21 protein-coding genes are annotated in these 22,696 nt (G+C 61.8%); 9 read left to right on the top strand and 12 right to left on the bottom strand.

The window, feature by feature from the left end; genetic code table 11:
- Window positions 1-8 precede the first annotated feature (8 nt).
- From J1G34_RS10030 to folE2, 5 genes are read right to left on the bottom strand one after another with little or no spacing between them, the layout of a single operon-like run.
- Window positions 9-569, bottom strand: a complete 561-nt coding sequence (locus J1G34_RS10030; RefSeq protein ID WP_065886671.1) for a gamma carbonic anhydrase family protein — start codon at window positions 567-569, stop codon at window positions 9-11.
- Window positions 566-1,444 (bottom strand): metal ABC transporter substrate-binding protein, encoded by an 879-nt coding sequence (locus J1G34_RS10035; RefSeq protein WP_222993947.1) that lies wholly within the window; start codon window positions 1,442-1,444, stop codon window positions 566-568. Before J1G34_RS10035 ends, J1G34_RS10030 begins: the two co-directional genes overlap by 4 nt.
- 11 nt (window positions 1,445-1,455) lie before the next feature.
- Window positions 1,456-2,322: a metal ABC transporter permease gene (locus tag J1G34_RS10040; protein ID WP_065894325.1), complete on the bottom strand. Its 867-nt coding sequence runs from the start codon at window positions 2,320-2,322 to the stop codon at window positions 1,456-1,458.
- The gene (locus tag J1G34_RS10045) at window positions 2,322-2,990 is read right to left on the bottom strand and encodes a metal ABC transporter ATP-binding protein (RefSeq protein WP_104505200.1); all 669 of its coding nucleotides are present in this window, start codon (window positions 2,988-2,990) and stop codon (window positions 2,322-2,324) included. Before J1G34_RS10045 ends, J1G34_RS10040 begins: the two co-directional genes overlap by 1 nt.
- The gene (gene folE2 / locus J1G34_RS10050; RefSeq protein WP_065894321.1) at window positions 2,987-3,877 is read right to left on the bottom strand and encodes a GTP cyclohydrolase FolE2; all 891 of its coding nucleotides are present in this window, start codon (window positions 3,875-3,877) and stop codon (window positions 2,987-2,989) included. Before folE2 ends, J1G34_RS10045 begins: the two co-directional genes overlap by 4 nt.
- Before the next feature lie 128 nt (window positions 3,878-4,005).
- Here folE2 and J1G34_RS10055 point away from each other — a divergent pair, with 128 nt between their 5' ends.
- Window positions 4,006-5,217: an N-acetylmuramoyl-L-alanine amidase gene (locus J1G34_RS10055; protein ID WP_065885117.1), complete on the top strand. Its 1,212-nt coding sequence runs from the start codon at window positions 4,006-4,008 to the stop codon at window positions 5,215-5,217.
- Here J1G34_RS10055 and J1G34_RS10060 read toward each other — a convergent pair.
- Window positions 5,214-5,582, bottom strand: a complete 369-nt coding sequence (locus J1G34_RS10060) for a glutamine synthetase (protein ID WP_065894319.1) — start codon at window positions 5,580-5,582, stop codon at window positions 5,214-5,216. The two genes, J1G34_RS10055 and J1G34_RS10060, sit on opposite strands and share 4 nt — an antisense overlap.
- Window positions 5,583-5,722: 140 nt before the next feature.
- Here J1G34_RS10060 and zigA point away from each other — a divergent pair, with 140 nt between their 5' ends.
- The 3 genes from zigA to J1G34_RS10075 are packed head-to-tail and all read left to right on the top strand — an operon-like array spanning window position 5,723 to window position 8,582.
- Window positions 5,723-6,931 (top strand): zinc metallochaperone GTPase ZigA, encoded by a 1,209-nt coding sequence (gene zigA / locus J1G34_RS10065; protein WP_222993949.1) that lies wholly within the window; start codon window positions 5,723-5,725, stop codon window positions 6,929-6,931.
- Window positions 6,931-7,575 (top strand): DUF1826 domain-containing protein, encoded by a 645-nt coding sequence (locus tag J1G34_RS10070; protein WP_104505196.1) that lies wholly within the window; start codon window positions 6,931-6,933, stop codon window positions 7,573-7,575. The genes zigA and J1G34_RS10070 overlap by 1 nt, the downstream gene beginning before the upstream one ends.
- Window positions 7,576-7,619: 44 nt before the next feature.
- Window positions 7,620-8,582: a CobW family GTP-binding protein gene (locus J1G34_RS10075; RefSeq protein ID WP_222993951.1), complete on the top strand. Its 963-nt coding sequence runs from the start codon at window positions 7,620-7,622 to the stop codon at window positions 8,580-8,582.
- On the opposite strand, the gene J1G34_RS10080 is transcribed toward J1G34_RS10075, so the two are convergent.
- Window positions 8,576-8,971 carry a DUF3301 domain-containing protein gene (locus J1G34_RS10080; protein WP_065885122.1) on the bottom strand — a complete coding sequence of 132 codons (396 nt, stop codon included), beginning with the start codon at window positions 8,969-8,971 and terminating at the stop codon, window positions 8,576-8,578. The genes J1G34_RS10075 and J1G34_RS10080 overlap by 7 nt on opposite strands.
- Before the next feature lie 117 nt (window positions 8,972-9,088).
- Here J1G34_RS10080 and pdxY point away from each other — a divergent pair, with 117 nt between their 5' ends.
- Complete coding sequence (gene pdxY / locus J1G34_RS10085) at window positions 9,089-9,961, top strand: pyridoxal kinase PdxY (RefSeq protein WP_065885123.1); 873 nt, start codon at window positions 9,089-9,091, stop codon at window positions 9,959-9,961.
- 653 nt (window positions 9,962-10,614) lie between these two features.
- Here the strand turns inward: pdxY and J1G34_RS10090 are convergent.
- Window positions 10,615-11,100, bottom strand: a complete 486-nt coding sequence (locus J1G34_RS10090; RefSeq protein WP_065894308.1) for an acyl-CoA thioesterase — start codon at window positions 11,098-11,100, stop codon at window positions 10,615-10,617.
- Window positions 11,101-11,375: 275 nt separating this feature from the next.
- Between J1G34_RS10090 and J1G34_RS10095 the strand changes: the two genes are divergently transcribed.
- Window positions 11,376-13,139 (top strand): cation:proton antiporter, encoded by a 1,764-nt coding sequence (locus J1G34_RS10095; RefSeq protein ID WP_065894306.1) that lies wholly within the window; start codon window positions 11,376-11,378, stop codon window positions 13,137-13,139.
- A gap of 17 nt (window positions 13,140-13,156) precedes the next feature.
- On the opposite strand, the gene J1G34_RS10100 is transcribed toward J1G34_RS10095, so the two are convergent.
- The 3 genes from J1G34_RS10100 to uvrD form a co-directional block, all read right to left on the bottom strand.
- Window positions 13,157-13,564, bottom strand: coding sequence for an SMI1/KNR4 family protein (locus tag J1G34_RS10100; protein WP_003195742.1), 408 nt, complete (start codon window positions 13,562-13,564; stop codon window positions 13,157-13,159).
- 135 nt (window positions 13,565-13,699) lie between these two features.
- On the bottom strand, window positions 13,700-14,569 hold the full coding sequence (locus J1G34_RS10105; protein WP_104505192.1) for a Tim44 domain-containing protein: 870 nt from the start codon (window positions 14,567-14,569) through the stop codon (window positions 13,700-13,702).
- A gap of 299 nt (window positions 14,570-14,868) precedes the next feature.
- Entirely contained in the window at window positions 14,869-17,052 is a 2,184-nt protein-coding gene (uvrD, locus tag J1G34_RS10110) for a DNA helicase II (RefSeq protein WP_065883846.1), read from the bottom strand.
- Between the two features lie 268 nt (window positions 17,053-17,320).
- Between uvrD and J1G34_RS10115 the strand changes: the two genes are divergently transcribed.
- From J1G34_RS10115 to J1G34_RS10125, 3 genes are all read left to right on the top strand, one after another.
- A complete protein-coding gene (locus J1G34_RS10115; RefSeq protein ID WP_065893006.1) occupies window positions 17,321-20,194 on the top strand; it encodes an EAL domain-containing protein in 2,874 nt (957 codons plus the stop codon).
- A 162-nt stretch (window positions 20,195-20,356) separates the two neighbouring features.
- Window positions 20,357-21,223 carry a transcriptional regulator HexR gene (gene hexR / locus J1G34_RS10120; protein ID WP_003177007.1) on the top strand — a complete coding sequence of 289 codons (867 nt, stop codon included), beginning with the start codon at window positions 20,357-20,359 and terminating at the stop codon, window positions 21,221-21,223.
- Between the two features lie 236 nt (window positions 21,224-21,459).
- Complete coding sequence (locus J1G34_RS10125; protein ID WP_083203275.1) at window positions 21,460-21,657, top strand: PA3496 family putative envelope integrity protein; 198 nt, start codon at window positions 21,460-21,462, stop codon at window positions 21,655-21,657.
- Here J1G34_RS10125 and J1G34_RS10130 read toward each other — a convergent pair.
- Window positions 21,587-22,561 carry a LysR family transcriptional regulator gene (locus tag J1G34_RS10130; RefSeq protein ID WP_065883843.1) on the bottom strand — a complete coding sequence of 325 codons (975 nt, stop codon included), beginning with the start codon at window positions 22,559-22,561 and terminating at the stop codon, window positions 21,587-21,589. The genes J1G34_RS10125 and J1G34_RS10130 overlap by 71 nt on opposite strands.
- Window positions 22,562-22,696 lie beyond the last annotated feature (135 nt).

Here is a 22,696-nt window from a genome sequence, read left to right on the forward strand (position 1 = left end):
TTCCTGCTTCAGAACTCGTTTTGCAGGGCCTTGTAACCGCGCACCAGGTCGACATTGGTGCGCGCCACGTCTTCGGAAAACTCCGAGGCGCTGACACTCACCGGCGGGAATTGCGACAGGTCGGTAGTGGGCCCGATGCGGGTGGTGGAGGGGACATAGAAGGCTGCGGGCAGGTCGCGCCCGTCCACCACCGAGTTGTGCCGCACCACGCAGCCGTCGCCCACGGCGCAGTTGAACAGCACGCTGTTGAAGCCGATGAACACGCGGTCGCCGACGGTGCAGGGGCCATGCACGATGGAGCGGTGCGCAATCGAGGTGAACTCGCCGATGGTCACGGCGGCGCCGGACTTGGAGTGGATCACCACGCCGTCCTGAATATTGGAATTGGCACCGATGGTAATGGGGTCCATGGCGCCGCTGGCGTCGACCTCGTCGGCGCGGATCACGGCGTAGGGGCCCACAAACACGTTTTCGCCGATGATGACCTTGCCGCAGATGATCGCGGTTTTGTCGACATAGGCCGATTCGGCTATTACCGGCAGATCGCCGGAAGGGTTCTTGCGAATCATGGTTTGCCCAGCGCGGCGCACAAGGTGTTGAGGTTGTACTCGAACAGCCCGGTAAAGGTGCTGGCCGGGCCTTCTGCGGCCAGGGCATCGGAGTACAGCGTGCCGCCGATCTGGGCGCCGCTTTCGTCGGCAATTTGCTTGAGCAGGCGTGAGTCCTTGATGTTTTCTATGAACACGGCCTTGACCTTGTCCTTGCGGATCTGGGTGATCAACGCGGCCACTTCGGCGGCCGACGGTTCGCGCTCGGTGGACAGGCCTTGGGGCGCGAGGAACTGGATACCGTAGGCCTGGCCCAGGTAACCGAAGGCGTCATGGGAGGTGACGATACGGCGGTTACCCGCAGGCAGCGCGCCGAACCTGGCCTTGGCTTCGGCCAGCAGGCGGTAGATGTCTTTCAGGTAGGCCTGGCTGTTGCGCATATAGTCCGCCTGGTTGGCAGGGTCGGCGGCCACCAGCGCCTTGGTGATGTTGTTGACGTAGATCTCGGCATTGGCCAGGTTGTGCCAGGCGTGCGGGTCGGGGATGGTCTCGCCGTCCTCGTCCATGGTGTGGGAGATTACGCCCTTGCTGGCGGTGACCACCGTGGCCCGGGTTTCGGTGCTGGTCACCAGGCGGTCCAACCAGGGCTCGAAGCCCAGGCCGTTCTTGATGATGAGTCTGGCCTTGAGCAGCGCCTTGGCGTCGTCCGGCGTGGGCTCGTAGGTGTGGGCGTCAGCGTCCGGGCCGACCATGTTGCTGATCTGGATGTGATCGCCACCAATCTGATGGGTGATGTCATCCAGGATACTGAAGCTGGTGACGACCTGGAGTTTGTCGGCGGCCTGGGCCATCGACAGCGGCAGCAGCAGGCTGAACAGCACGAGTAGAGCGCGCATCGGAAAACACCTCATTGGGATGACAGCAAGGGCGGGCGGCGCAGCAAGCCGTGCACCGGACCAAAGACCACGGACAGCAAATACCCGGCGCCCGCCACCAGCACGATGGCCGGGCCGCTGGGCAGTGAGTAATAGAACGACAACAGCAGACCCAGCCATACCGACAGGCATCCAAGCACTGCCGATACCGCGATCAACACCGGCAGGCGCCGGCTCCAGAAGCGTGAAGCGATGGCCGGCAGCATCATCAAACCCACCACCATCAAGGCGCCAATGGCCTGGAAACCGATCACCAGGTTCAGCACTACCAGGGTCAGGAACAGTCCGTGGGCGAGCGGGCCCAGGCGGCTGACGGTTTGCAGGAACAGCGGGTCGAGGGTATCGAGCAACAGCGGTTTGTAGATCAGCGCCATGGCAATCAGGCTGAAGCCGGTCACCCACAGCATGCCGGTGAGGGTGGTTTCATCCACGGCCAGCGCGGAGCCGAACAGCAGGTGCAGCAGGTCCAGGCGCTTGCCGGCGATGCCAAGAATCAACACGCCGGCGGCGAGAGAGATGGGGTAGATGGCGGCGAGGCTGGCGTCTTCGCGCAGGCCGGTGCGGCGGGTGATCCACGCGGATAACCCCGCCATGCCCAGCCCGGCGCCGAGGCCGCCGAGGGTCAACGCGGGCAGGCTCAGTCCGGCGAACCAGAAGCCAAGGGCGGCGCCGGGCAGAATGCCGTGGGCCACCGCATCACCAATCAGGCTCATACGCCGCAGGATCAGAAACACCCCCAGCGGCGCGGTGCTGCAGGCCAGCACCAGCCCCCCGATCAGCGCGCGGCGCATGAACACGAAGTCGACAAAGGGCATCCACAAATGGGCGGCAACATGCATCAGGCCACCTGCAATTGCGGTTGTGGACGAATCAACTCTTTACTCGAGCCCAGCGCGCAGCCCGTGCTTTTGATGTGCAGCACGTCCGGTGTGTGGTGGCGCACCGACGCCAGGTCATGACAGACCACCATCAGCGTGCGGCCTTCTTCATGCCAGGCATGGATATGTTTCCAGCACAGCGCCTGGCCTTCCTCATCGAGGGCGGCGTGGGGTTCGTCGAGCAGCAACACCGGCGAGTCGGTCAGGCTCATGCGGGCGAGCAAGGCGCGTTGCAGTTGCCCGCCGGACAGGGCCATTAACGGGCGTTGCTCCAGGCCGCTCAGGCACCAGTCTTCCAGCGCGGCGTGCAGGCGTTCGTTGCGTTGTGGTGACGTGAGCCGAGTGCCCCACAATCCTGCAGCGACCAGTTCCTGCAGGCTGATGGGGAACTGCCGGTCCAGGTATTGCTGCTGGGGCAGGAAGGCCAGGCCGCCGCGCCGTGGAACATCGACGCTGACCTTTCCTGTCAGCGGCTTCTGCAAGCCGGCGATGACCTTGAGCAGGCTGCTTTTGCCACAGCCGTTGGGGCCGATGACGCCGGTGAGGCTGCCTTTTTCCAGGGTGAAATCCACGGCGGGGGTGAGCGGTTGGCCCGGAGCGCCCCAGCGCAACGCAGTGCAGGTGATCATGTGGAAGGTCTCGTCCAGCGGCTTTCGGCCACGGCATCGTGCGCGTGCAGGCTTTCGGCGTGGACAACTTTGAGGTGAAAGGCCTTGACCGCATCCGAGCGCTTCAAGGCGAGGTTAAGGCGGCGGGCGGCGTCCTCGCAGAACATCAGGTTCTGCCCATTGGCCAGGGCGAAGGCTTGCTCATCGGCACGTTTCACCGCGGTTTGCACGGCGGTGCCGAGGGCGGCTTCGGCGCTGTTGATCAGGTCGACAATTGGCAATTGCTCGCCCTGCAGGTGCACATGCAACTGCGCGCTGCTGCGTTGGCTGTGGGGGGTGGCGACAATGCCGTTGGCGCTGCCGAGCCAGGTCAACACGTCTGCATGCTGCAATGGCGTGTTGGCGAAATCGTCGAGAAATTGCTGTTGAATCAATTGCCTGGCGAGGGCGGCGGAGCATGGGCAGGTTGATGAGTAGGTCACGTCAATTTTTAGTTCCACGTGGAACATCTGGTTTTCCAGACGCGCCTCAATGCTGACCGGGTAGCGTTTCCAACCGTCCAAAGGGCTGACCAGAGCCGGGCGTTTCAACAGCAAGTTGGTGTGGATACGCAGGTAGGCGTTATTAGATAAATCTTCATGTGTGTCGAGAAAGCGCTGCAGTACATTACGCAGAAGTGCAGGCGTCAGCGGCTGCTGATCGAACATTTCCAGTGCCAGGTACAGGCGTGACATATGAATGCCACGGGCCGATCCATCGTCCAGGCTCACACCGGCATCGGCGGTGGCGAGCAGGCGTTGGCCATCAAACAGGACAGGCAAGGCCACGCCGCACATGCCCACCCAGTCGAGTGGCAAGGCTTGGCGTGAAGCCTGCGCGGCGATATCCGGCAGAGTCAGCGCATTCATAAGCAGGTCCATCGTTGGTAATAATTAGACATGTTATAGTATAACAATAACATTCACGATGAATTTTCTGCTCCAGCCTTTCTTCAGTCACGTCGAGCAGGGACGCTCCCTTATTCGCGGTATCGGTCATGCACAGACGTCAGCTCCTCAACCTGCTGTTACTCAGCCCCCTGTTCGCCTTGCCGCCGGGGGCTTACGCCACGCAGATCCGCAATGCGCGCCTGTGGCGTTCGGCCGATAAGCTACGGCTGGTCTTCGACCTCAGCGGCCCGGTGCACTACAAGACGTTTTCACTGACCGCCCCGGAACGCTTGATCATCGACCTGAGCGGCGCAGGGCTCAGTGGCGATTTCTCCCAGTTGGCGCTCAAGAACAGCGGAATTACCTCGATCCGTTCCGGGCATTTCGGCCAGAACGACACCCGCATCGTGCTGGACCTGGCCGCGCCGATGCAGCTCAACAGCTTCCTGTTACCGCCCCAGGAGGGCCAGGGCCACCGTCTGGTGCTCGACCTGACCCGCGCCACACAGGCGCCTCGTCAAATCGCCGCCGAACCTGCGCCCTTGATCGCGCCGGTGGATAAAACCCATCCCCGGCGCGACATCATTGTGGTGGTCGACCCGGGTCACGGCGGCAAGGACCCCGGCGCGATCGGCTCCAAGGGCCAGCGGGAAAAGGACGTGGTGCTGTCGATCGCTCAGTTGCTGGCCAAACGCTTGAAACGCGAAAAGGGTTTTGACGTGAAGCTGGTGCGCAACGATGACTTTTTCGTGCCTTTGCGCAAGCGCGTGGACATCGCCCGTCAGCACAAAGCCGATATGTTCATCTCCGTGCATGCCGACGCCGCACCAAGGCTTACTGCTTCGGGGGCCTCGGTGTACGCGTTGTCCGAAGGCGGCGCCACCTCGGCGACCGCTCGCTTCATGGCGCAGCGCGAAAACGGCGCGGACCTGTTGGGCGCCACGACGTTACTCAACCTCAAGGACAAGGACCCGATGCTCGCGGGAGTAATCCTCGACATGTCGATGAACGCCACCATCGCCTCCAGCCTGCAACTGGGCAGCTCGGTGCTGGGTAGCCTGCAAAATATCACCAGCCTGCATCAGAAGCGGGTGGAGCAGGCCGGATTTGCGGTGCTCAAATCACCGGACGTGCCGTCGATCCTGGTCGAGACCGGCTTTATCTCCAACACCCAGGACGCCCAGCGGCTGGTAACGGCGCGCCATCAACAGGCGGTTGCCGATGGCCTGTTCGACGGTCTGAAAAAATACTTCGAGAAAAACCCACCGATGAACAGCTACATGGCGTGGGCGCAGGAACAGAAGAAAGGCCAGGTCTAGCAGCCGGTGATGCGGCTGCAGGTGAATGTGGCGCTGGCTCCGCCGGAACTGGAGAAGCGGTTGAGCGTGGTCCAGCCCACGCGCCGCGTGTAGCCGACCCACGCCTCACCGTCCGATGCCAACCCGGTGAAGAACGTCAGCTGCCCGTAGCGGCTGTTGGTTTGTGCCCAGAAGCGTTTGCCGATCACTTCGAAACCGCGCAAATACGTGGTGCTGCCGACGGTCGCCACGCTGTAGGCATTGCCCAGCGGGTCTACGCAGGCCAGCAGGTTGGCGCTGCGCGTGCAGTGGGCCGACAGGCTTGGGGATTGAGCACAGGCAGGTCCTGCCGCTGCCAATAGCAGGATGTACCACAGGCGTTTCATCGGGTTTCTCTGGGGTTGGGAGGTGATCAAGCTTCGCGCCCTTCGTCACGCAGAGCAAGGAGGGTTGGCTTGTTTGTATTGTTATAATATAACATAAAACAAAGCCTGGCTTGACCGGGCAGCCTGATGAGAGCGACCTGATGCCCAATCGTCTACCCGTTACCGTGTTGTCCGGCTTTCTCGGCGCCGGTAAAAGCACCCTGCTCAACCACGTACTGCGTAACCGCGAACACCTGCGCGTGGCGGTGATCGTCAACGACATGAGCGAAATCAACCTCGACGGCAGCGAGGTCCAGCGTGACGTCACCCTTAATCGCGCCGAAGAAAAGCTGGTGGAGATGAGCAACGGCTGCATCTGCTGCACGTTGCGCGAAGACTTGCTCGAAGAAGTCGGCAAGCTCGCCAGGGAAGGCCGGTTCGATTACCTGTTGATCGAATCCACCGGCATTTCCGAACCCATGCCTGTGGCCGAAACCTTCACCTTTCGCGATGAAAACGGGCAAAGCCTGGCGGATATCGCGCGCCTGGACACCATGGTCACCGTGGTCGACGGCATGAATTTCCTGCTCGACTATCAAGCCGCGGAAAGCCTGGCCTCACGCGGGGAAACCCTGGGGGAAGAGGATGAGCGCTCGATCACCGACCTGTTGATCGAACAGATCGAGTTCGCCGACGTGATACTGATCAGCAAGATCGACCTGATCGGCAGCCACGAGCGCCAAGAGCTGATGGCGATCCTCGAACGGCTCAATGCCCAGGCACACATCATCCCGATGGTGATGGGGCAGGTGCCGCTGCACACCATCCTCAACACCGGGCGCTTTGATTTCGAACGGGCCGCCCAGGCCCCGGGCTGGTTGCAGGAATTGCGCGGCGAGCACGTGCCGGAAACCGAAGAGTACGGCATCGCTTCCACCGCTTATCGCGCGCGCCGCCCCTTCCACCCGCAGCGGTTTTTCGACTTCATCGACCGGCCCTGGGTGAACGGCAAGCTGTTGCGTTCCAAGGGTTTCTTCTGGCTGGCCAGCAAACACCAGGACGCCGGCAGTTGGTCCCAGGCCGGCGGTTTGATGCGCCATGGCTTTGCCGGGCGCTGGTGGCGCTTCGTGCCGAAAAGCCAGTGGCCGCAAGACGAAGAAAGTGTCGCGGCAATCATGGGCAATTGGCAGCCGAGCACTGGCGATTGCCGTCAGGAACTGGTGTTCATCGGGCAGAACATTAATTTCGCGCAGATGCGCGCCGAACTTGACCAGTGCCTGCTCACTGACGAAGAAATGGCCCTGGGCGTCGAAGGCTGGCGTCAGTGGGTCGATCCCTTTGGCCCCTGGTATGAGGAGGCAGCCGCCTGATGCTGGCCCCGGTTATTCCCCTGCGCCCCGTGATCCGCCAGACCTGCGGCGAAACCCCGCTGGCGCTCTCCGATATCCTCGAAGACGGCGTGAACCTGGCGCTGTGGCAGCGCCAATTGCCGCTGCATATCGCTGAGTTCGGTGCGTTGTTGGTGTCGCTCGATGAGCCGTTGGCCGAAGCATTGGTCATCGAATTGAGCGACGAAGACACCGCGCCGAACTTGCAGGGCCTGGCGTCCGGTTGCCGTGATCTTGAAGGCTATGACGGCTTTATCGCCGATGTCTCCTGGCTGGTCAGCGCATTCGCCTGCCTGCTTGGCGCCAGGCGCATCGGCGTGCGTTTGCGCTTGCTGGACAAGGCGATGTGCCCGCGTTTCCATGTCGACCATGTGCCTGTGCGGCTGATCACTACCTACGCGGGCATTGGCAGCCAGTGGCTGCGCGAAGGCGTCATGGACCGCCGCCGCTTGAGCCAACCTGACGCAGAACCCGCCGAGCGCATCGAGCAAATCCACTGCGGTGAAGTGGCGCTGCTCAAGGGTACAAAATGGCACGGCAACGAAAATCATGGCCTGATTCACCGCTCGCCCGCCCTGAAGGCGAATGAGCGTCGCTTGATTCTCACGCTGGATTGGCTCGCATAAACGCGTAGGATCAAACGCTCTACACGGTCTGAATGATGCCACCCATGCTGCAGAACATTCCCACCCACGTGATTGCCGGGCCCTTGGGCGCCGGCAAGACCAGCCTGATCAAACACCTGCTTGCCCAGCGTCCGGCCAACGAGCGCTGGGCGGTGTTGATCAACGAGTTCGGGCAGATCGGCCTGGACGCAGCCTTGCTCACGCAAGAAGAGGATGGCATTGCCCTGGGCGAGGTGGCGGGCGGCTGCCTGTGTTGCGTGAATGGTGCGCCGTTCCAGGTAGGCCTGGGTCGGTTGTTGCGCAAGGCCAGGCCGGATCGGCTGTTTATCGAGCCTTCGGGCCTGGGCCATCCGGCGCAGTTACTCAAACAACTGGGCCAGGCGCCATGGCAGGACGTGCTGTCGGTTCAGCCCTGCGTGCTGGTGCTGGACGCCCAAGCCCTGGCAGCGGGCAAACCCTTGCCGCCGGCGCAGCAGGAGGCGCTGGCCAGTGCCGGCCTGCTGGTGTTGAACAAGGATGAGACGCTGGATGCGCGGCAGCGTCAGGCCATAGCGCAGCAATTACCCGGCAACACGATTTATTGGACGCGTCAGGCACGGTTGCCCATCGAGCAACTGCCTGGTTTGAAGGCACAGGCGGGCGGGGTTGTGGATAACTTCGTGGTGCCCAAAGGCTTGGCGCACATGGAGGCGGTCTGGAGCGACCCCGCGCTGCCGATCTGTCTGAGTCAGGCCCAGGAGGACGGCTGGAGTATCGGCTGGCGCTGGCACCCGAGCCAGCAATTTGATCCGCAGCGCTTGAAGCAGTGGCTGACAAGCCTGGAATGGCGTCGTGCCAAACTGGTTATCCACAGCCGTGAGGCCTGGGTATCCGCCAATGCTGTGGATAACAGCCCATTGGCCTGGCAGCCCAGCGAATGGCGCCGCGATTCGCGTATCGAACTGATCTTCAGCGTACCCCAGGACGTGGCGGCATTGCAGGCCGCCCTGGTGGCCTGCCGTTACTGACGGTTCTTGGTGGCGTGGTCCTGGCGCCACTGGCTCAGTTCGATAACGTCGGCGCTGGGCAGCGGCTCCTTGGCTTCGAACGGGTAGGGCGCCAGTTCGATCTGCGCGCTGTGGGCGCCAAATTGAGTGATGGTGCCGCTGTGGCGAGTCTCGCCCGTGACGGTGAACTCGAAATTGTAGACGCGTGCCAGACGGCGCCGACCCTTGGCATCCTTCACCAGACCGATGCGTTTCAACGCCACTGCGCCGTCGAGCAGTTCGATGTCGAGCTTGGCGCAGTGCTGTTTGACCCGCTCCAGCGCCCGCTCGCGCAGGCCATGGTTGTGCCAGACCCACGCGGCGCCGGTCGCCAGCAGCATCAACACGAACATGTTTCCCAGGGTCAGCATTCCATGAACTCCAACAAAGTGAGCGCAGCTTAACTGTGTCGCCGGTCTGTCGTACAGGCTGCGTTTAGTCGCATACTGCGCGGCCAGAATTTCAACGGCTTTATGGAAATCTCCTGCATGAAACGTACACCCCATCTGCTTGCGATCCAGTCTCATGTGGTCTTTGGCCACGCCGGAAACAGCGCCGCCGTGTTCCCCATGCAGCGGGTCGGGGTGAATGTATGGCCGCTCAACACGGTGCAGTTCTCCAACCACACACAGTATGGCCACTGGGCGGGCGAAGTGCTGGCGCCGCAGCAAATTCCGGCACTGGTGGAAGGTATCGCGGCGATCGGCGAGCTGGGTAACTGCGATGCGGTGCTGTCCGGCTACCTGGGCAGCGCGGCTCAGGGACGCGCCATTCTAAGTGGGGTGGCGCGGATCAAAGCGCTCAATCCCAAGGCGATGTACCTGTGCGACCCGGTGATGGGCCATCCGGAAAAGGGCTGCAGCGTGCCCCAGGAAGTCAGTGATTTCCTGCTCAACGAGGCTGCGGCCATGGCGGATTTCCTGTGTCCTAACCAGCTGGAGCTGGACAGTTTTGCCGGGCGCAAGCCGCAATCGCTGTTCGATTGCCTGGCGATGGCCAAAGCCTTGCTGGCGCGCGGGCCGAAGGCGGTGCTGGTCAAGCATCTGGATTACCCGGGCAAGCTGCCGGACGGCTTCGAGATGTTGCTGGTGACGGCCGAGGGCAGTTGGCACTTGCGCAGGCCGCTCCTGGCCTTCCCGCGCCAGCCGGTGGGTGTGGGTGACCTGACGTCGGGGCTGTTCCTGGCGCGGGTGCTGTTGGGTGATAGCCTGGTGGCGGCTTTCGAGTTCACGGCGGCGGCGGTGCATGAGGTGCTGCTGGAGACCCAGGCCTGCGCCAGTTATGAACTGGAACTGGTGCGGGCGCAGGATCGAATCGCCCATCCCCGGGTACGCTTTGAGGCGATGCCGATCAGCCTGTGAATACATAGAACCCAATGTGGGAGGGGGCAAGCCCCAGCAGCCTATGACTATCTTGCTGATGCTCCACAATCCAAATGTGGGAGGGGGCTTGCCCCCGATGGCGGCCTCAGAGCCGACCAGGATGTTGGATTGGACCGAGTACATATCCGTTTCTGCGGTAACGGCTGCTAACGGTTCCGCTTTTACAGCGGCTCACTTTTGAAAAGCGCAAAAGTAAGCAAAACGCTCTTGCCCCACCACTCGGCACCTCGCCTAGGCTCGGTGTGCCCTCGCTCCGGCTTGAATCCGTGGGCCGCCGCAATGGGCCATCCATGGCCCAGTGCGGCTAACCCGGCGTCCTGCCGGGTTGCCCACGGATTCAAGCCTGCGTTCGGCCAGCGTGGTTTAACGGGGCGCCTGAGATCAAGATCAAAAGCAGATCAAGATCAAGAGCGACTCGCTGCGCATCGTGGTTAGTGTTGGGCGCTGCAGCGTTTGCCCTCTGTAGGAGCGAGCTTGCTCGCGAAAAACGTCAACGATAACGCGTGCTTTCTGAATGAACGCGGTGCCTGTGAGTTTTTCGCGAGCAAGCTCGCTCCTACAAAAAAAGCTTTAACTGACTGGCATTAGGGCAGATCCCCCTCCCACATTTGACTGGGTTTGCAGATTTTGAACTACGGCGCGTCGGCCTTGATTTCCTGATAACGCCTTTCCAGTTCCTGGCGAATCTGCCGACGCTGCTGGGCCTGCACGAAGCGGCGTTTGTCTTCGCTGTTCTGCGGCTGCAAGGGGGGGACTGGGGCCGGTTTGCGCTGGTCGTCCACCGCCACCATGGTGAAGAAGCAACTGTTGGTATGACGCACCGAGCGCTCGCGAATGTTCTCGGTCACCACCTTGATGCCCACTTCCATCGAGGTGTTGCCGGTGTAGTTGACCGACGCGAGAAAGGTCACCAGTTCGCCGACATGGATCGGCTCGCGGAAAATCACTTGGTCCACCGACAGCGTGACCACATAACGGCCGGCATAACGGCTGGCGCATGCGTACGCCACTTCGTCGAGGTACTTGAGCAGGGTGCCGCCGTGGACATTGCCTGAGAAGTTGGCCATGTCAGGGGTCATCAATACCGTCATCGACAGCTGGGCGTTTCCGGGTTCCATAGCACACTCACGGGTTTAGGCATTGGTTGGGTAGGGCACCTCTGCGGGTGCTGGGAGCTTTGCAGCCATCCCTAACGGGACGCCGGTGGGCGGCTTGCCGTCACGCCCGGGCCGATCTGTTTCCATATATTGCACCGGCTTTCCGGCGGAAGTCGCGGTGTTAACCTTCAAACGCGCCTCCACGGGCATTTCTTACGGTCACGGCAGACTTTTCTTTCAGCGGCTGCGCGCGCGGAGAGTGAGAAACCACCAGTAATTCCAAGGAGCCCCACGCCATGCATGCCATCAGCTTTATCCAGGACTTGGCCGTGATCATGCTGGTGGCGGGGGTCGTCACCATCCTGTTTCATCGCCTCAAGCAGCCGGTGGTGCTGGGCTACATCGTCGCAGGCTTCATCATCGGCCCCCACACGCCGCCGTTCGGCCTGATTCACGATGAAGACACGATCAAGACGCTGGCCGAACTCGGGGTGATCTTCCTGATGTTCTGCCTGGGCCTGGAGTTCAGCCTGCGCAAGCTGTTCAAGGTGGGTGCCACGGCGTTTATCGCGGCGTTCCTGGAAATCATCCTGATGATCTGGATCGGCTACGAAATCGGTCAATGGTTCGACTGGAACACCATGGACTCGTTGTTTCTCGGCGCGATCCTGGCAATTTCCTCCACCACCATCATCGTCAAGGCGCTCAATGACCTGAAGATGAAGAACCAGCGTTTCGCCCAGCTGATATTCGGCGTGCTGATCGTCGAGGACATTCTGGGGATCGGCATCATTGCCTTGCTGTCGAGCATCGCCGTCAGCGGCACGGTCAGCTCCGGCGAGGTGTTTTCCACCGTGGGCAAGCTCTCGCTGTTCATGATTGTGGCGCTGGTGATCGGTATTCTGCTGGTGCCGCGCCTGCTGGCCTACGTCGCCAAGTTCGAAAGCAACGAGATGCTGCTGATCACGGTACTGGGTCTGTGTTTCGGCTTCTGCCTGCTGGTGGTCAAGCTTGAATACAGCATGGTGCTGGGGGCCTTCCTGATCGGCGCGATCATGGCCGAGTCACGCCAACTGATTAAAATCGAGCGCCTGATCGAACCGGTTCGCGACATGTTCAGTGCGATTTTCTTTGTCGCCATCGGCTTGATGATCGACCCGCAAATCCTGCTGCAGTACGCGTGGCCGATTGCGGTCATTACCGTGGCCGTGGTGCTGGGCAAGATGCTGTCTTGCGGGCTGGGCGCGTTTATCGCCGGTAACGATGGGCGCACCTCGCTGCGGGTGGGCATGGGCCTGTCACAGATTGGCGAATTCTCTTTCATCATCGCGGCGCTGGGGATGACCCTGCAGGTCACCAGCGATTTTCTGTACCCGGTGGCGGTGGCGGTTTCGGCGATAACGACGTTGCTCACCCCGTACCTGATCCGCGGCGCCGACCCGTTGTCACTGAAAATTGCGGCCGTGATGCCCCAGCGCATGAGCCGGGTATTCGGCATGTATGGCGAATGGCTGCGCAGTATTCAGCCGCAAGGCGAGGGCGCCATGCTGGCGTCGATGATCCGCAAGATCGTGCTGCAAGTGGGGGTGAACCTGGCGCTGGTGATCGCGATCTTCTTCGCCGGCAGCTTTTTCGCGGCGCGCATTGGCGGGTATCTGGAAGGCTGGGTCAGCGATCAAAGCTGGCAGAAGGCGTTGATCTGGGGTGGCGCATTGCTGTTGTCGCTGCCGTTTCTGATCGCGGCGTACCGCAAGCTCAAGGCATTGTCGATGTTGCTGGCGGAGATGAGCGTGAAGCCGGAAATGGCCGGGCGGCATACCCAACGTGTGCGGCGGGTGATCGCGGAGCTGATCCCCATTCTGTCGCTGCTGGTGATCTTCCTGCTCCTGGCAGCCTTGTCGGCCAGTATTCTGCCGACCAACAAGTTGCTGGTACTGATTGCGGTGGTCACGGCGGCGGTGGCGGCCGTGCTGTGGCGCTGGTTCATCCGCGTGCATACGCGGATGCAGGTGGCCTTGCTGGAGACGCTGGATAACCACAAGGATACGCCGGAACACTAGAAGGCCAGGTGTGGGCCTCAGCTTTCCAGCCAGACATCCCGTGCCCAGTGCCACACCGATTCCCAGGTTTCTTCCTGGACCAGTTCTTCCTCGGCGGACCACAGCACCACGGTGCCGTCTTCTTCGACGCAGTAGTAATCGTCGCCGTCCTGGCAGATCGGGATCAGGCTGCGGTCAACACCGGCGTCCCAGGCGTTGGCGGCAACGTCCGGCAGATAGGTGTGGGACTGCGGGTCGGTGACGGTCACCGGCTCGAGGCTGCCGTAGACCACGTCGCTGACGGTCAGCAGGAATTCGCGGAACACAAAGGGGATGTCGATGAACAGTTGTTCTTCGATTTCCACCAGTTGGTCTTCGTCAGGCAGCTCCAAGGGAACCGGGACCGGTTCATTGGCTTCACGCAGTTGTTCGATGATTTCTTCCACGGCCGGGATCCTCTTGCTAGATGGCGCGTTTTATAGGGGCGTTTTATACAGTAGCTCGCTATAAGTGCAACCGTGAAATAGAAAACCCCGGAACAGGTCCGGGGTTTTGTTACCGCTTGCTCACGCGTGCGGGTATCAGCCGTTCTGGCGGATACCGGCGACCAGCCATGGCTGGTTTTCGCCCTGCGGACGTTCCATGTTCCAGCTTTCGCTGAACACTTCGCCCTGGTCGAAACGCGAGGTCTTCGACACGCCGCTGAAGGTCAGGGTGGCGATGGTCTTGTCGGCGCGATCATCCACACCGTCCAGCTGTACGCGCAGGTCGTCGATATAGGTCGACTGGAAGCCGTCACCCAGGTCGGCGCGTTCGCGCTTGAGGAACTCCAGCAGTTGCGGGGTCACGAACTCGGCGATCTTGTCCATTTCGTTGGCGTCCCAGTGCTGCTGCAGGGACTGGAAGTGGCTGCGGGCCGCTTCGATGAAACGCTCTTCGTTGAACCAGGCCGGCGCGTTGATCACCGGACGGGCGGCCGCAGGGGCTGCCGAACCGCCGAAGATCGAACCCATGGCGGGTTTTTGCTCGAACACTTCACGCTGCATCGGCGCGCCGGCCGGGGCCAGGTGCTCCTGCTGCTTGCGGCGACGGGCGGCGATAAAGCGGAAGATCACGAAGGCAATGACCGCCAGGATCAGGATGTCGAAGATCTGCATGCCCTGGAAGCCGCCGCCCATGAACATGGACGCGAGCAGGCCACCGGCGGCGATGCCGGCCAATGGGCCTAACCAGCGCGACGCACCGCCGGCCTTGGCCGCGGCGCCTGCGGCACCGGCTGCGCCTGCAGTAGCTGCAGCACCGCCGGCACCGGCGGATGGAGCCATCTGGCTGGTCTGGTGAGTCGGTGCCGAGCCCATGCTCTTGCCGCCACCGAAGCGTTTGGCGTTGGCGTCGAGGCTCATCGTCAAGCCGATGCACAACGCCATGGCGATGCTAAGAAAACGTTTCATAAAGGGAATTCCCATTTGTGGATTGCACGCGCGCCATGTTGCACAGGTGTAGTGACAGTGGCTAGCGACATAATGTTTCGGGCTTTTGCGTAGGACTGATTCGGAATGGTCTGTAGGAGTTATTACAGATATTGGCCCGCCCTTATTAAAAACAAGGGTGGGCCAAAAACCTTCATGTACAGATCGTTCCCACGCTCCGCGTGGTAACGCGTCCCGTGACACTCTGCGTCACTGCTTTGAGAGCGGACGCGGAGCGTCCCGGGCGGCATTCCCACGCAGAGCGTGGGAACGATCAGACTTCAGACAGCCTCAAGTTTGGCGTAGCCCATCATCAGCCACTTGCTGCCCTCGGCGAAGTTCACCTGCACGCGTGCCTGGGCGCCGGCGCCTTCGAAGTTGAGGATCACGCCTTCGCCGAAGATCGCGTGCCTGACCTGCTGGCCCAGGCTGAACGGTGTTTCCGGAATCTCGGAACCGGCAAACATGGTGCTGGAGTTCTGCTGCTGGCCGCCGCCGAACGGGCGGCTGACGCTGTTGGACAGGCGCACTTCCTGGATCAGCCCCTTCGGCACTTCACGTACGAAGCGCGACACCTTGTTGTAGGTCTCGCTGCCGTACAGGCGTCGGGTTTCGGCGTAGGTCATCACCAGGTTCTGCATGGCCCGGGTAATGCCCACGTAAGCCAGGCGACGTTCTTCTTCAAGACGGCCCGGCTCTTCCAGGCTCATCTTGTGCGGGAACAGGCCTTCTTCCATGCCCACCAGGAACACATACGGGAATTCCAGGCCCTTGGCACTGTGCAGGGTCATCAGCTGGATGCTGTCTTCATGTTCGTCGGCCTGGGCGTCCCCGGCCTCCAGCGAAGCATGGCCAAGGAAGGCGGCGAGCGGCGTAAGGTCCTCTTCGTTCTCGGCATTTTCGAATGCGCGGGCGGCGCTGACCAGTTCCTCAAGGTTTTCTACCCGGGCCTGGCCTTTTTCGCCCTTCTCCGCCTCGTGGTAGGCGATCAGCCCGGATTGTTCGATTACGGTCTGGGTCATCAGATGCAGGGGCATTTCGGCGCATTTGGCCGCAAGGTTCTCGATCAGCTCGACAAACACACCCAAGGCGCCGGCTGCGCGGCCCGTCAGGCCTTTATTGGCGATGAGCAGGCGCATGGCCTCCCACATCGACACATCGGCATGGCGAGCGTGTTCGCGAATGGCCTCGACGGTTTTTTCGCCGATGCCACGGGCCGGGATATTGATCACCCGCTCCAGCGCCGCGTCGTTGCCCCGACCTTCCAGCAAGCGCAGGTAGGCCATGGCGTTCTTGATTTCCGCACGCTCGAAGAAGCGCTGGCCACCGTAGATGCGATACGGGATGCGCTCGCGCAGCAAGGCTTCTTCCAATACCCGCGATTGGGCGTTGGAGCGGTAAAGAATGGCGATATCGCTGCGCGAAAGGCCGGTTTTCAACGCACCTTCGATGGTTTCCACCACGTAGCGCGCTTCATCGTGTTCGTTGAAGGCGGCGTACAGGTTGATCGCTTCGCCTTCGCCGCCGTCGGTCCACAGCTCTTTGCCCAGGCGCCCGGTGTTGTTGGCGATCAAGGCGTTGGCGGCCTTGAGAATCCCGGCGGTGGAGCGGTAGTTCTGCTCAAGGCGGATGGTCACCGCGTCCGGGAAGTCCTCGGAGTACTGATAGATGTTCTCGATTTTCGCGCCGCGCCAGCCGTAGATCGACTGGTCGTCGTCACCCACCACCATCAGGCTGTCGCCACCCTTGGCCAGCAGGCGCAACCAGGCGTACTGCACGGCGTTGGTGTCCTGGAACTCGTCCACCAGAACGTGCCGGAAACGCTTCTGGTAATGGGCCAGCAAGCCGGGGTTGTCGCGCCACAGGTCCAGGGCACGCAACAGCAGTTCGGAGAAGTCGATCACGCCGGCGCGTGCGCAGGCCGCCTCGTAGGCTTCATAGATGCTGCGCATGGTGGCCAGGAACAAATCGCCGCTGGCCTGGATATGCTGCGGACGCAGGCCTTCGTCTTTCTGGCCGTTGATAAACCACTGGGCCTGGCGCGCCGGCCAGCGTTGCTCGTCGAGGCCCAGCTCGCGGATCACACGCTTGACCAGACGTTGCTGATCGTCGCTGTCGAGGATCTGGAATGTCTGGGCCAGTCCCGCTTCCTGCCAATGCGCCCGCAACAGGCGGTGTGCCAGGCCGTGGAAGGTGCCCACCCACATGCCGGCCGGGCTGATGCCCATCAGTTGCTCGATGCGATGGCGCATCTCGGCGGCAGCCTTGTTGGTGAACGTCACCGACAGGATGGAATGGGGCGACGCGTTCTCGACCTGGATCAACCAGGCGATACGGTGCACCAGCACTCGGGTTTTACCGGAGCCAGCACCGGCCAGGACCAACTGACGGCCAACGGGGGCCGCTACGGCCTGGCGTTGGGCATCGTTGAGGGAGTTCAGCAAAAGGGAGAGATCATCGCGCATCGGCGCATTCTAGGGTGCCGGGGGAAGACGGGCAAACCCCAATGCCGGGCGCCCGACGGAAAACCGCCTGCGGGCCAACATTCTGCGGAGCGCGGATGACCGGTCGGTCATGCGCCACAGCCCGCGTGGCGTCTCGTTCAAGCTGTCTGGAACAACGCTTTGCGCCCAACAGCCGGGCGCTTTTTATGATCTGGAGCAGTTTGGTCCGAGCGTTTGCTTGTGTATGCTCCGTCGACGTTTCGGGCTCACCATTATAAGAACACTGCCTATGACCTTTGACACTGACCTGTTCGGCCCTTCGGCGGCGCCTGCGCAGGTTATCCGCAAACATTACGCCACCCAGATGGCGGTGGAGCGGACACGCCTGTTGTATCAGGGCTCGTTGGTGCCAACCCTGCTGATGCTGGTCAATGGTTTGGTCTGCGCCTGGCTGTTGTGGAACCCCGCGCAATACCTGCTCGACAGCGCCTGGCTGGTCTGGTTGCTGGCGCTGGTGGCGATGCGGGTCATCCAGGTGGCGGCCTTTGAGTCGGCCATGCCCAGCCGCCAGGCCCAACCGGTCTGGCGCCGGATGTTCATGCTCGGCTCGGCGGTCAGCGGCCTGACCCTGTCGATCGCCGCCATCGCCCTGGTGCCCACCGACAGCTTCATGCAACAGGCCTGGGTGTTCGGCCTGATCGGCGCGGCAATGCTGTCGGCCAGCGTGGCGTATGCCGTGAGCCTCTGGGCCTTTTTGTCCTTCGCCTTGCCGTGCCTGGTGCCGATCATCGCGTACCTGTTCTGCAACGGCACCTCGCAGCAACAGGGCTGGGGCGTGCTCGGTGTAATCCTGCTGGCGTCGTTGAGCGTGGTGGCGTGGCAGGTCAACCGCCTGATCCAGCGCGGGCTGTTGCGACGTTTCCAGAACCAGGCCTTGATCGAGCATTTGCAGCAGGCCCGGCGCCGCAGCGAGCAGTTGAACCAGGCGCTGATGCGCGAAGTCGAGCAGCGTCGCCAGGTCGAACAGGACTTGCGTGACGCCCAGGCCGGCCTGCAAGACCGTATGGCCCTGCGCGGCCAGGAACTGGACGCCGCCAGCCTCGCCCTGAACAAAAGCGAGGCGCGCCTGGCCATGGCGCTGCAAGCCAGTGAGCTGGGCCTGTGGGACTGGAATCTGCAAACCGATGAGGTGCACCACACCCACCTCAAGGAGCTGTTCGGCCTGGAACCCGAGTACGTCACCGCGATGCTCAGTCATCTCAAGCCGCGCCTGCACCCCGACGACCTGCCGCTGCTCAAGCACGCGCTGGTGGAGCACCTCAAGGGCCGCAGCGAGGACTATCAGGTGGAATACCGGATACGCCATGGCGACGGGCATTGGGTGTGGATCGAGGACCGTGGGCGTGCGGTGGAGCGTTCGCCTGGTGGGCGGGTGATCCGCATGCTCGGTACGCGGCGCGACATCAGTGCCGGCAAGGCCCTGGAAGAACAGCAGCGGCTTGCCTCGACGGTGTTCGAGGCGGCCAGCGAGGGCATCGTGATTCTCGACCCCAACTACGTGCTGATCGCGGTCAACCAGGCGTTCAGCCGCGTCACCGGTTTTGACATCGACGACATGCTCGGGCGCAATGTCGTGGAGTTACCCTGCAGTCGCGATGCCCGGCGGCACTTCCCGGTGATTCGCCAGGCACTGCTCAGCCACGGCACCTGGCAGGGCGAGCTGGTGGAGACGCGCAAGAACGGCGAGCTGTACCCGCAGTGGCTGCACCTGAGCGTGGTGCGCGATGCTCGCGGCAATGTCAGTCATATCGTCGGTTTTTTCGCCGATCTGTCCGCGCGGCGCGAGTCCGAGGAGCGCATGCGCTACCTCACTCATTACGATGAGCTGACGGGCCTGGCCAATCGTTCGCTGTTTCGCGAGCGGCTGCGCGAAGCGCATCAGCGCGTGCGTCAGGGTGGGCGCAGCCTGGCGCTGCTGCACATCAACCTCGACCGTTTCAAGCTGCTCAATGACAGCCTGGGCCATGAAGTGGCCGACCAGCTATTGCAGAAGATGGCACGGCGGCTGATCAACGCACTGCCGGAAGCCGACACCATTGCCCGCCTGTCCGGTGACGAATTCGCGGTGCTGTTCGATGCCTATGGCAACTTGTCGAGCCTGGCGCGCGTGGCGACCCGGCTCTTGGCAAAGCTGCGCGTGCCGGTGACAGTGGAGGGCCATGAGCTGGTGGTCAGCGCCTCCATGGGCGTCAGCCTGCTGCCGGATAATGCGCGGGAAATTTCTGCGCTGGTCAGCCAATCGAATATGGCGATGCAGCACGCCAAGCACCTGGGCGGGAATAATTTCCAGTTCTACACCGACAGCCTGCAAGCCAGCACCCTGGAGCGCCTGCAGCTGGAAAACCATCTGCGCAAGGCCATCGACGAAGGCCAGCTCACGGTGTTCTACCAACCCAAACTGTGCCTGGCCACCGGCAAGCTCAATGCGGTGGAGGCCCTGGTGCGCTGGGAACACCCGCAATGGGGCCTGGTGCCGCCGGGGGACTTTATCGGTCTGGCCGAAGAAACCGGCCTGATCGTGCCGTTGGGCGAGGCGGTGTTGCGCAAGGCCTGCTGGCAGGCCTGTGAGTGGCAGCGTCAGGGGCTGGCGCCGATTCGCGTGTCGGTGAACCTGTCGGTGCATCAGTTGCGCCAGGGCAAGCTGGTCAGCCTGGTGCGCCAGGTGCTGGAAGAGACCGGGCTGGACCCGCAATACCTCGAGTTGGAACTGACCGAAAGTCAGCTGCTCGACAGTGTCGAGCACATCATCACGACCTTCCGGCAGTTGCGCGAGCTGGGTGTGAAGCTGGCCATCGATGATTTCGGTACTGGCTATTCATCCCTCAGCTACCTCAAGCGTATTCCGGTGGACTACGTGAAGATCGACCAGACCTTTATCCGCGGGCTCGGCCAGGGGCGTGAGGACGCCGCCATTACCCGGGCGATCATCGCCATGGCCCACGGGTTGGCGCTCAAAGTGGTGGCCGAAGGCGTGGAAGATCAGCAGCAACTGGATTTCCTGCGAAGCGAGGGGTGCGACGAGGTGCAGGGCTATCTGATCAGCCGACCGATGCACCCCGAGGGGCTGGCGGATTTGTTACGGCAAAATCCGGAATTTCCTTAATGACTCGGGGGCAGCCCCTGTGGCTACAAAGCCTCTACCCTTAATTTCAGTGGGGGGCAGGGCGATTTAGTGCTGCATCAGGCGGGCAAAACGGCAATTCTTGTAGTATAACTACAAGCTTGCTACATCCCTGGCGTCTGCCAATAACAAGAGTCCTGCCCTTTGAACCTGTTGCAACATATCGCCCAGTCGCGCCACCTGTTACGCAAATCGGAACTCAAGGTTGCCGATCACGTGCTGCTTGACCCTGCGGCTGTGATGCACAGTTCCATGGCTGATCTGGCCCACAGCGTGGGCATCAGCGAGCCGACCATCGTGCGCTTCTGCCGCGCCATCGGTTGCTCCGGGTTTCAGGATTTGAAACTCAAGTTGGCCCAAAGCCTGGCCGCCGGGGCGAGCTTCGGCCAGTTTGCGATCCATGAAGACGACTCCGTCGCCGACTACAGCCTGAAAATCTTCGACACCACGTTGCATACGCTGATGGAAGTGCGCGAGAAGCTCGACCCGGTGGAGCTGCAAAAGGCCGTGACCGCGATGTCCCAGGCCCAGCGCGTGGAGTTCTACGGCTTTGGTGCTTCCGGTGCGGTGGCGGCCGACGCCCAGCATAAGTTTTTCCGCCTGCTGCTCACGGCGGCGGCCTACAGCGACCCGCACATGCAGGCGATGTCGGCGGTGACCTTGAAGCCCACCGACGTGGCCATCTGTATTTCCCAGTCCGGTCGCTCCAAAGACCTGCTCATCACCGCCAACCTGGTGCGTGAAAGCGGCGCTTCGCTGATTACCCTGTGCCCGAGCCAGACGCCATTGGCGGAGCTGTCTACGGTGAACCTGGCGATCGACGTGCATGAAGACACTGAGATCTACACGCCGCTGACCTCGCGCATTGCTCATCTGGTGGTGATCGACGTTTTGGCGATGGGGGTTGCCATGGCCCGCGGACCGAGCCTGGTCAACCACCTCAAGAGCGTGAAGCGCAGTTTGCGCAGCCTGCGACTGTCGCCCAAGTCGGTCAAAGCCCTCGACGACTGAACTGTACACAGATCCAAAATGTAGGAGCGAGCTCGCTCGCGAAAAACGTCAACGATAACGCGTGCTTTCTGAATGAACGCGGTGCCTGTGAATTTTTCGCGAGCAAGCTCGCTCCTACAGAGGGCACTAGGGCAAGCCCCCTTTTTGTGTGTCCAGAATCTTCATCGCACTGTCATCGCCCCGTCATCCCTCGCACCCATCCTGTACTCCCCGCACTCGCATTGGGAGACTCCAAAATGGCCCGGACCTACGAAGACAGCAACAGCACCGTCAAGACCCGTCGTCAGCAGGAAGACCAGCGCCGCATGGCGTTCCGTCGCGCAATCGAAGACCGCTGTGACCAGCGCCAGCTGCTGCAGAGCATCAGTGACTACCCGGAACTGCATTGGCAGGCGCCCTTGGCTGCCCAGCGAAGCGCTCAGCCAGGGCGCTGATCTGTACCCGTTCGCTGCGGATAAAGCCCAGGAACGCATGGGCCACCGGTGACAGCCGCTTGGCTTTGGCTTGCACCAGGCACCAACTGCGGTACAGCGGCAGTTCTTCCACCGCCAGCTCCTTGAGCCCGCCGGTGGCCAGTTCCAGGTTCAAGGCGTGGCGCGTCAGCAGGGCCACGCCTAAACCGGCGACCACGCACTCACGCTGCGCCTCGGCCGAGGCCACTTCCACGGTCTGGGTGAAGTGCACGCGTTTTTCCTTGAAGTACTCTTCGCACGCCAGGCGTGTGCCGGAACCCGGTTCGCGGATGAGCAGGGTGTAGGGTTCCAGGTCCTGCAGGCGTAGCGGCCCTTTCAGGCTCAACGGATGATCCGGCAGCGCCACGGCGACGATCGGGTTATTCAGGAACGGCAGGAATTCCAGGCCCATGTCCTGGGGCACCATGGACATGATCACCAGGTCGTCGCGGTTGTCCGAGAGCCGGCGGATCACCTGGGCGCGATTGACCACGGTCAGGTGCAATTGCACCTCCGGGTGCTGGCGCTTGAAGGCGGCGAACAGGTGCGGCACGAAGTATTTGGCGCTGGACTCCACCGCCAGCTTCAATTGGCCCTGCAGTGAGCCCTGCATGTCCGAGAGCTGCATATCGAGGTTTTCCAGGCGGCCGAAAATATCCCGGCTGGCCCGTTGCAGGGCTTCGGCGGCCTCGGTCATGTAGAGCTTTTTGCCGACATAGTCGAACAGCGGCTGGCCGATCAGCTCTTCGAGCTGGCGAATTTGCAGGCTGACGGCCGGTTGAGTCAGGGACATTTCCTCGGCTGCACGGCTGTAGGAGCGCAAATCACACACTTCATTGAAAATCTGCAACTGACGCAATGTCATACGCATCAATGACTTACGCATTAGATAGTTCCCCGCTCAGCAATCATCCCGCCAACTATAAGTCTTTACTTATACACAACCCAATAATTATTGATTTTTGTTAATCCATCCGTGCGCTTAGTGTGTGTCTCGCGACTGTCATGAAACATTTGGTCA

It is taken from the genome of Pseudomonas sp. Wu6 (genome assembly GCF_019891515.1).
In the GTDB taxonomy this organism is placed as follows: Bacteria; Pseudomonadota; Gammaproteobacteria; order Pseudomonadales; family Pseudomonadaceae; genus Aquipseudomonas; species Aquipseudomonas orientalis_A.

Bases quoted from the DNA above. Each gene is read 5' to 3' on its own strand.
- J1G34_RS10090 (WP_065894308.1), bottom strand. From the start codon at position 11,100: ATGGAACCCGGAAACGCCCAGCTGTCGATGACGGTATTGATGACCCCT.
- J1G34_RS10070 (WP_104505196.1), top strand. From the start codon at position 6,931: ATGCTGGCCCCGGTTATTCCCCTGCGCCCCGTGATCCGCCAGACCTGC.
- J1G34_RS10115 (WP_065893006.1), top strand. From the start codon at position 17,321: ATGACCTTTGACACTGACCTGTTCGGCCCTTCGGCGGCGCCTGCGCAG.
- J1G34_RS10105 (WP_104505192.1), bottom strand. From the start codon at position 14,569: ATGAAACGTTTTCTTAGCATCGCCATGGCGTTGTGCATCGGCTTGACG.
- J1G34_RS10130 (WP_065883843.1), bottom strand. From the start codon at position 22,561: ATGCGTAAGTCATTGATGCGTATGACATTGCGTCAGTTGCAGATTTTC.
- J1G34_RS10075 (WP_222993951.1), top strand. From the start codon at position 7,620: ATGCTGCAGAACATTCCCACCCACGTGATTGCCGGGCCCTTGGGCGCC.
- J1G34_RS10030 (WP_065886671.1), bottom strand. From the start codon at position 569: ATGATTCGCAAGAACCCTTCCGGCGATCTGCCGGTAATAGCCGAATCG.
- J1G34_RS10055 (WP_065885117.1), top strand. From the start codon at position 4,006: ATGCACAGACGTCAGCTCCTCAACCTGCTGTTACTCAGCCCCCTGTTC.
- J1G34_RS10060 (WP_065894319.1), bottom strand. From the start codon at position 5,582: ATGAAACGCCTGTGGTACATCCTGCTATTGGCAGCGGCAGGACCTGCC.
- J1G34_RS10035 (WP_222993947.1), bottom strand. From the start codon at position 1,444: ATGCGCGCTCTACTCGTGCTGTTCAGCCTGCTGCTGCCGCTGTCGATG.
- J1G34_RS10125 (WP_083203275.1), top strand. From the start codon at position 21,460: ATGGCCCGGACCTACGAAGACAGCAACAGCACCGTCAAGACCCGTCGT.
- folE2 (WP_065894321.1), bottom strand. From the start codon at position 3,877: ATGAATGCGCTGACTCTGCCGGATATCGCCGCGCAGGCTTCACGCCAA.
- J1G34_RS10040 (WP_065894325.1), bottom strand. From the start codon at position 2,322: ATGCATGTTGCCGCCCATTTGTGGATGCCCTTTGTCGACTTCGTGTTC.
- J1G34_RS10095 (WP_065894306.1), top strand. From the start codon at position 11,376: ATGCATGCCATCAGCTTTATCCAGGACTTGGCCGTGATCATGCTGGTG.
- zigA (WP_222993949.1), top strand. From the start codon at position 5,723: ATGCCCAATCGTCTACCCGTTACCGTGTTGTCCGGCTTTCTCGGCGCC.
- uvrD (WP_065883846.1), bottom strand. From the start codon at position 17,052: ATGCGCGATGATCTCTCCCTTTTGCTGAACTCCCTCAACGATGCCCAA.
- J1G34_RS10080 (WP_065885122.1), bottom strand. From the start codon at position 8,971: ATGCTGACCCTGGGAAACATGTTCGTGTTGATGCTGCTGGCGACCGGC.
- J1G34_RS10045 (WP_104505200.1), bottom strand. From the start codon at position 2,990: ATGATCACCTGCACTGCGTTGCGCTGGGGCGCTCCGGGCCAACCGCTC.
- pdxY (WP_065885123.1), top strand. From the start codon at position 9,089: ATGAAACGTACACCCCATCTGCTTGCGATCCAGTCTCATGTGGTCTTT.